General features: G+C 33.7%; 13 protein-coding genes and 1 pseudogene. All 14 read left to right on the forward strand.

What is annotated here, in order from left to right; translation table 11 throughout:
* A pseudogene (locus D8872_RS10340) lies at positions 1–203 on the forward strand (SMI1/KNR4 family protein); the annotation flags it as partial.
* A gap of 162 nt (positions 204–365) precedes the next feature.
* Positions 366–812 carry an SMI1/KNR4 family protein gene (locus D8872_RS10345; protein ID WP_260471697.1) on the forward strand — a complete coding sequence of 149 codons (447 nt, stop codon included), beginning with the start codon at positions 366–368 and terminating at the stop codon, positions 810–812.
* A gap of 124 nt (positions 813–936) precedes the next feature.
* Entirely contained in the window at positions 937–1,503 is a 567-nt protein-coding gene (locus D8872_RS10350) for an SMI1/KNR4 family protein (protein ID WP_125390864.1), read from the forward strand.
* Positions 1,504–1,676: 173 nt separating this feature from the next.
* Positions 1,677–1,829 carry a hypothetical protein gene (locus tag D8872_RS10875; RefSeq protein WP_185761422.1) on the forward strand — a complete coding sequence of 51 codons (153 nt, stop codon included), beginning with the start codon at positions 1,677–1,679 and terminating at the stop codon, positions 1,827–1,829.
* Complete coding sequence (locus D8872_RS10355) at positions 1,826–2,032, forward strand: hypothetical protein (RefSeq protein WP_125390854.1); 207 nt, start codon at positions 1,826–1,828, stop codon at positions 2,030–2,032. The genes D8872_RS10875 and D8872_RS10355 overlap by 4 nt, the downstream gene beginning before the upstream one ends.
* 40 nt (positions 2,033–2,072) lie before the next feature.
* Entirely contained in the window at positions 2,073–2,408 is a 336-nt protein-coding gene (locus D8872_RS10360) for a hypothetical protein (protein ID WP_125390855.1), read from the forward strand.
* A 104-nt stretch (positions 2,409–2,512) separates the two neighbouring features.
* Complete coding sequence (locus D8872_RS10365; protein ID WP_125390856.1) at positions 2,513–2,908, forward strand: hypothetical protein; 396 nt, start codon at positions 2,513–2,515, stop codon at positions 2,906–2,908.
* A gap of 158 nt (positions 2,909–3,066) precedes the next feature.
* Positions 3,067–3,321: a hypothetical protein gene (locus D8872_RS10370; protein WP_260471698.1), complete on the forward strand. Its 255-nt coding sequence runs from the start codon at positions 3,067–3,069 to the stop codon at positions 3,319–3,321.
* 95 nt (positions 3,322–3,416) lie between these two features.
* A complete protein-coding gene (locus D8872_RS10375; RefSeq protein ID WP_125390858.1) occupies positions 3,417–3,797 on the forward strand; it encodes an immunity 22 family protein in 381 nt (126 codons plus the stop codon).
* A gap of 10 nt (positions 3,798–3,807) precedes the next feature.
* Positions 3,808–4,161: a hypothetical protein gene (locus D8872_RS10380; RefSeq protein WP_125390859.1), complete on the forward strand. Its 354-nt coding sequence runs from the start codon at positions 3,808–3,810 to the stop codon at positions 4,159–4,161.
* A 31-nt stretch (positions 4,162–4,192) separates the two neighbouring features.
* Entirely contained in the window at positions 4,193–4,672 is a 480-nt protein-coding gene (locus tag D8872_RS10385; protein ID WP_125390860.1) for a hypothetical protein, read from the forward strand.
* A gap of 83 nt (positions 4,673–4,755) precedes the next feature.
* Entirely contained in the window at positions 4,756–5,244 is a 489-nt protein-coding gene (locus D8872_RS10390; protein WP_125390861.1) for an Imm6 family immunity protein, read from the forward strand.
* Positions 5,245–5,254: 10 nt separating this feature from the next.
* Positions 5,255–5,743, forward strand: a complete 489-nt coding sequence (locus D8872_RS10395; RefSeq protein WP_125390862.1) for an Imm6 family immunity protein — start codon at positions 5,255–5,257, stop codon at positions 5,741–5,743.
* An 8-nt stretch (positions 5,744–5,751) separates the two neighbouring features.
* Positions 5,752–6,207: a DUF4274 domain-containing protein gene (locus tag D8872_RS10400; protein WP_125390863.1), complete on the forward strand. Its 456-nt coding sequence runs from the start codon at positions 5,752–5,754 to the stop codon at positions 6,205–6,207.
* Positions 6,208–6,454: the final 247 nt, after the last annotated feature.

A 6,454-nucleotide genomic window follows, 5' to 3' on the forward strand; every position in this document is an offset into this window, starting at 1 on the left:
CGTATATTCCATTTACTATCAATTTTATCGAATTTCTAAAAAAGATAAAAAGTCCTGTTGTTCATATTCCATCCATTGAAGAACGAATGAAAGAAATGGAAGAAATTGGAAGTCCTGTTGTAGTTGATGATGAGTTAAAAGCTTTATGGCAAGAAGAAATCGATGAATTTGCAGGTCGAGAGCAAGTGATTGTTAAGCTGTAATGCTATTTTTACTGACTTTCTGAGTTGACTCTGATTTTGCGATAGATGGGCAAGAAAGTCTAAAAGGCATCAAGCCTTTTAATTAAAAGGGGAGAATGTTCAACAAAAATCGTAAACCAAAGATTGCGATATTGAAAAGAAGAGGAGAGTTTGATGAGCTGAATGATTCGACCACTAGGTCATGCCAGTGATCAAGAAATAAAAGATTTGGAAGAGAAATACATGCTAACTCTTCCAGAAGAATATAAAAACTTTTTGAAAGAAAGCAATGGCGGACGATGTCTTTCCTATGAGTTTGAAAATTATATTGAGATAAAGAACATCAATGAAGAAATTAATGTTGCTACTTTATATGGGATTAAGACTGGCGTAAAAAACTCTGATATAGAAGATTGGACTGATGAATACTTAGATGATCTTTTTTCTAATTCAATTATTATAGGCGATTCCTTGCAACATGGTTTTCTAGTTTTATGGTTGAGTGGTGATGAGAATGAAGGTATTTATTATTATGATGATACATATAATCTAGAAGCTTCAAGTGATGAAAATAATGCCTATTTTCTGGCTCGCACTTTTACCGAATTTCTAGAATTAGTCCAAAATTAATGTTAAAATGGGAGGGATTAGAATGTGAGAATGTGTAGTCCCTCTTTTATTTAGTACTTATTTTAAAAATGGTAGATTGATTGAATTGAAACTTTACAAAATAGTAAAAAATTTGGAGTTAGAAATGTTAAGAATTTTTCCTTACGATACAGAAGCTGTAGATCAGGCTATAGCGGATTTTGAAGATAAGTTTAGAATCAAGTTCCCAGAAAAATATAAAGAATTTCTACTTAAATATAATGGCGGGAATAGCTTGCAAACCAGTTTTAGTATAAATCGTAAAACTTCAGATATACGTGCATTTTATGGTTTTAATAAAGCGAGCCAATACAATAATTTCCAATATTTGATTGAGAGTGGTTTTTTAGAAGAAGTTTTAGACAGAGGTTTTATTCCCATAGCGAAGGATAGTTTTGGGAATTCTATTCTTCTTGGTGTTACAGGAAAAAATTTCAATCAGCTAGCATTTTTTGATCATGAAGGCCAGCTTGTGCGGCCTTTAGAAATCAATTTTGAAGACTGGGTGGCTAAACTTAAAAGCAAAAAGAAAAAGATTCGCACGATTGAAGAAAGAATCGCCGATATGAGAGCCGTAGGTAGCAAAAAAGAAATTACACCTAGATTAAAGGAAATCTGGCAAGAAGAAATTGATAAGTATGCCGGCCGTGAGCAAGTGATTGTTAAGCTATAGTCTTATTTCGTTTAATGTGATAACGTCAAGTTATCACATTTTCATTTTTCCTAGAGTTTTTGTTATACTAGTTTTATTGAACATTGATTTTTAACAACCTGCCTATTTTGCGAGAGGCAGATATTGTTTTGAAGTTAAATATTTTCCTGAATAGAATGAACTAAAGGACACTTATGAAACAATTATTGCAAGAGTTAACAACCCTTTATTCCAAATTAAATTCCCATTATAATGAGTATTTAATAAATCCAGAGCAGGTAGCGAATGTTTATGATGACATTCATGAAGATTTCCAAGAAGACATCGATGAGGGCTTGCTGCAATGAAAAATTTAGACTTAGAATCAATACATGATACTGCTAATCAAGCCTACTTAAGTGGGATGTATGATATCTATAGTTCATTGCTAAATATTGAAAATTATGTAGCTGATTTAAGGGAGATTCACATTCAAATTTCAAAGAAGATTAGAGAGAAAAAAGGCGAAAGCGTTGATGAAGATGTGACTGGCAGAGAAGATAGAAAATGAGTTTACTCGGCGAATGGATCGATTTTAAAAAGGAGCAGTCATGAATAAATTTATGGCCAAAATAAAGTCAGATAATAGCGATACGAAAATTTTGAAAATAATTAGAGATTTCAGTCATGAACCAATCGGAGCAATCAAGGAAAAAATGACTCATCATATGGCTGTGCTTGAAACAGAATATCTGAATTTAGAGCGCCTAAAGAGCTTTAAAAAGACAGTAGAAGAGATAATAGAATTGGGTGGGGAGCTTCAATTATTTCTTGATGATGAAAAGGTAACCATGCAATTTTTGAGTCATGTTATTGAGTCACAAGAAGATACCAAAAATCAAATTGAGGAAGACGATTTCTATATGTTCGATGATACGGAGCAATAGCCCCGACTTTCCAATATAGTAATAATGCGAAATTGTTCCCTCTCAGTCAAGATTGTGGTCTTTGAAGATAGAAGTAGATGATAAATATATAAGGAAAGTATAAAGTGAAAGAAGTACTAGAAAATTTGCATCAGATATGCTCAACACTCAATGATAAATTTAATGGAAAACTGCTTGATTATGAGAAGTTAGATGATTTTCTGGAGGACATTCGTGATGACTGGGATTCAAGTTTCGAACAGTTAAAATGTGGTCTTCAGATCTTGGAAAGTCAGGCTGGATCAATTGAATCTTCAAGAAATAGCGCTTATACAAAAGGGATTCTTGAAATTTTTTGGGGACTGAGACGACTAGAGGTTTTATTGGATGATGCAGATAACTTGCTGGTAGCCTTGAATAAGAAATTGATGTATGAAAGTGGAGAAATATCTGAGGAAGAATTCCTGGATGATGAAATTCTAAATGTTAAATATCTGGATGAAGATAATGACTCAGACTAAATCAAGTTGTTAGAATAACTAAAGATAGGTTGACCGAGTGAAGGAGTGCTTAATGGAAGATATTTATAAAGGAGCGAATGGTGTCAATAATCTACGCAAAGATCAAAATGTCAGATAATATCTTACAGGCATGTAAAATAATGAGGAAACATAGCACTTTGCCAATTGGTGAAATAAAGACAAAAATAGAGAAAAATGAGGCTTTGTTAGAAAGTGATTATCTGGATCTAGACCAGTTAATAGTGATGCAAGAAATTCTCGCTAGTCTCATAGATTTAGGTGCAAAAATTAACTTGTACAAAGGACAAGCTGAAGTGGATATGGGATTTCTAAATAATACCATTGAAACCTATAAAAATATTGCGATTGACAGAGAAAAACTAGATGAACTCATGTTCGATAGTGAGAGATAAAAGCTATAAGTTCTAGCATCAGTAGCATTTTTAGAATGAACCTAGAATTTTTAATAGCACAATTTCAGGATTTCAGTATAAATAGAGGTGAGAATATGGAAACTGAAAATGCAGTATCAATTTGGGTTGGAAATTTTGCAAGTAGGGAAGAGCTGGATAACTATATCGACTTAAGGTATGATGATGACGGAGAAATTGTCAGTTCCAAGTTTTATGATGCTTTTCAAATTGATATCGATGATATTGACGAATACCTAATCGAAAAAGAATATCTTGATTCAAGATTTTTAAATGTATATGAACATCTAATCGGAGCTTCATATGCAGATGTTGTCATAGATAATTTAAAGAAGATTGAAGATGACCAAGCTATACCTGAAAGTAATTCCATTATTTTACTTTACAATTATAAATATTGTGGGCAAGTCAAAGAACAGCCCAATATCAAATTTATTGCGACAGTCAATTATAGATAGGTAGAGGAAAATGAATGAGCTAGTAACGAGATATATCAGCTTTTGTGAGAACTTAAATCAGAACTTCAATGGAAATCTTTTAAGTGATGAGAAATTAGATGATTTAAAAAGCTGTGAAAAAGCTATAAACGGATGTTTGAATCAATTAAATAGCGGGCTTAGCTTGTTAGAAACAAAGAGAAATGAAATTTCATCATCTCAAGATCCCTCTTATACATCTGGATTTGTAGATATCTTTTTAGCTCTAGACGGTTTGGAGGATGCATTTTCTGAACTAAAACACATGTCAATAGCAATGAATAAACACTTTATGTATGAAAGTGGAGAATATCTGATGAAAAATTCCTGGATGATGGTATTTTAAATGTAGAAATAGTGGATGCAGGAGATGAAGAATGAAGCTAGATACTAGAGTTGAAAAAGCCTTACAAGATATAAATTTTGTAAAGAGATATGAAGCATTGTCCCATACATTTAGTAGGATTAGAACTCCTAAAGAAGAAGCTTTGGATTATTATGACGGCGATTTTCTGATGGAAATTGTTGAATTATTAGGCTATAAAGCTCAATATGATAAACGAGAACGCTTTTTCCATATTGACTTGGAGGAAATCGGAAATTTTCGTTTTGGCTTTCATTTTGCTCTTGAGTATGGTCGCTTAGAATTGATTTGGGTTGCTTATGAAGGAGATAAAGTTGTCCTTGGTTCTCCTTGGACTAGATATCCAAGGTTGATGATTGCGCGTGATTATATTATCAAACAGCCCATTATTTCCGACTATGTAGATTTTCGTGACGTCATGAAAATCGCCTTTGATATGTATGAGGAATTCAAGCAAGCATTTTTGAAAGCTGCTGCAGGAGATGAGGAATGAAATTAGACACTAGCTTGAATGCAAATCAATTTTCTAGAGCTACGATAGCTTTTGCAGCGTCCTAGATTCAGAAAGGAATCAAAATGGAATTTACTCTTAATCTCGATCTTTTGCAATTTATGCGAAAATTAACAGAACCGCTAGAAATATATATAGGCAACTCGGATTATAAGGAATATGTGCGTGAAACGTTAGAAATTGCAGGCCGATTTATTGATAGGCTTAGTGAGTCTGACCCAGACTTTCTGTATGGTAGATTGGAAAATTTAGACGAGGAAGACATCTTGACTTATTCGGAGTTAGATAAAAAGACAGATCCAGCAGTGTGGAGATGTATTGATGCTTTCATTGCGTTAGTAGTTTATCAGTCATACAAAGCCGTTGGACAGCGGTATTTGCCCCAAACCATAGAGTGTGTGGATGAAGATACGCTCGAAGATTATTTTATTCATTATAAGCAACTGGTTAGTAGCTACAGTGACATTGCAAGGAGAACGAAATGGCTTGAGGAGGAAGCCTATGTCTCAGACTTCTCTGTTAGCCCTTACCTAGAATTTTTGTTTGAGGAGTAACTGCGAGAATATGAATACTAATCAACTTTATCTCATGCTGGTCTACTCAGAAGCTATCCTAAGTCATATGGAAACAGAATATAAGCCACAAATTCGAGTTGCCTTGGATGCTTGCTGGAGTTTTTTGGAAAATAAAAACAAAACGGGCAAAGAGCTTTATAGTCTGCTAGATGATGGAACGGATTTTAAAGGAATTTTCATCTATATGCAATTAGACGAGAATGAGGATAATATTCCATCGTGGGATAATCTTAGCTATGCAATCGGTGCAACTGCTAGGGAAGCCTACCTACTGGACAATCAGCAACAATTGCCTTCTCCTTTAGAAAATATTGATTCAGTCTTAGTAGACTTATTTACTGAAAATTTAAAAGAAATCAATACCGATTTTTATAATCATCTTGAAGAAATTAAGGGCCTTTTGAAGAATGATTGTCCTCCTTCAAAAAACACTGCCTTGCAAACATTGGAAAGCTTAGGATTATTAGGAGGGAGTTGAGGTTTTAAATGGATAAGCATCAAATACAGGAAATATCGGATATTTTGTATTCTGAAAACAATGCTAAAGTTGTGGCGAGTCTTAAGCAGTTTCAAACCGAGGATGAACTATTTGTCTTGCTGGACAATTTTAACTGGGATAATGGATTTGAAGTGACAAAAGCAGTGCTTAGCCATTCCAAGTGTAGTCTTTCAGTCGCTTTATTAGCTTTTTATCGTGCAGATGGCATCAGGTATTTACTTGAGGGAGAGGCAGCCTTTGAAAATTCGCTATCAGAGGAGTGGGAAGGTTTTTTAAAAGATGTTTATACTAGAATTATCAGAGGCCAATTTCCAAGTGGGACTATCTCTTTTCAACCCGAAATAACGAAGATTCAAAAATTTAAACTAAAAAAATTAAGACCAGAAATTGATGAAGTATTTCTTGATGGCATTTCGGGCAAAGATTTGAATGTAGTCATTTAATGAAATAAACAGTGGAGCCATCCCGTCATTTGTTAGAAGTTGCTGATCCTTTAGTAGAGTTGGATAGTTAATATATAAAGCAAGACCGTGCAAACGGTCTTTTGTGGTATAATTATGATTAAACCAAGCTTTAGAGGTGAAAAATGATTCCGATAAAAAAGAGCAATTCTAAACAAGTATATGAATTTTGTCGTATTATTTATGAGAAATTACCAGAAAAAGACGAATTAGATATGTTAATTTTTAA

Origin of the sequence: Streptococcus cristatus (genome assembly GCF_003943815.1) — a bacterium.
GTDB lineage: Bacteria > Bacillota > Bacilli > Lactobacillales > Streptococcaceae > Streptococcus > Streptococcus cristatus_F.

What these genes read in the sequence shown, in the direction of transcription:
- D8872_RS10875 (WP_185761422.1), top strand. Translation starts at nt 1,677, where the DNA reads ATGAAACAATTATTGCAAGAGTTAACAACCCTTTATTCCAAATTAAAT.
- D8872_RS10345 (WP_260471697.1), top strand. Translation starts at nt 366, where the DNA reads ATGATTCGACCACTAGGTCATGCCAGTGATCAAGAAATAAAAGATTTG.
- D8872_RS10395 (WP_125390862.1), top strand. Translation starts at nt 5,255, where the DNA reads ATGAATACTAATCAACTTTATCTCATGCTGGTCTACTCAGAAGCTATC.
- D8872_RS10385 (WP_125390860.1), top strand. Translation starts at nt 4,193, where the DNA reads ATGAAGCTAGATACTAGAGTTGAAAAAGCCTTACAAGATATAAATTTT.
- D8872_RS10355 (WP_125390854.1), top strand. Translation starts at nt 1,826, where the DNA reads ATGAAAAATTTAGACTTAGAATCAATACATGATACTGCTAATCAAGCC.
- D8872_RS10360 (WP_125390855.1), top strand. Translation starts at nt 2,073, where the DNA reads ATGAATAAATTTATGGCCAAAATAAAGTCAGATAATAGCGATACGAAA.
- D8872_RS10400 (WP_125390863.1), top strand. Translation starts at nt 5,752, where the DNA reads ATGGATAAGCATCAAATACAGGAAATATCGGATATTTTGTATTCTGAA.
- D8872_RS10390 (WP_125390861.1), top strand. Translation starts at nt 4,756, where the DNA reads ATGGAATTTACTCTTAATCTCGATCTTTTGCAATTTATGCGAAAATTA.
- D8872_RS10380 (WP_125390859.1), top strand. Translation starts at nt 3,808, where the DNA reads ATGAATGAGCTAGTAACGAGATATATCAGCTTTTGTGAGAACTTAAAT.
- D8872_RS10350 (WP_125390864.1), top strand. Translation starts at nt 937, where the DNA reads ATGTTAAGAATTTTTCCTTACGATACAGAAGCTGTAGATCAGGCTATA.
- D8872_RS10375 (WP_125390858.1), top strand. Translation starts at nt 3,417, where the DNA reads ATGGAAACTGAAAATGCAGTATCAATTTGGGTTGGAAATTTTGCAAGT.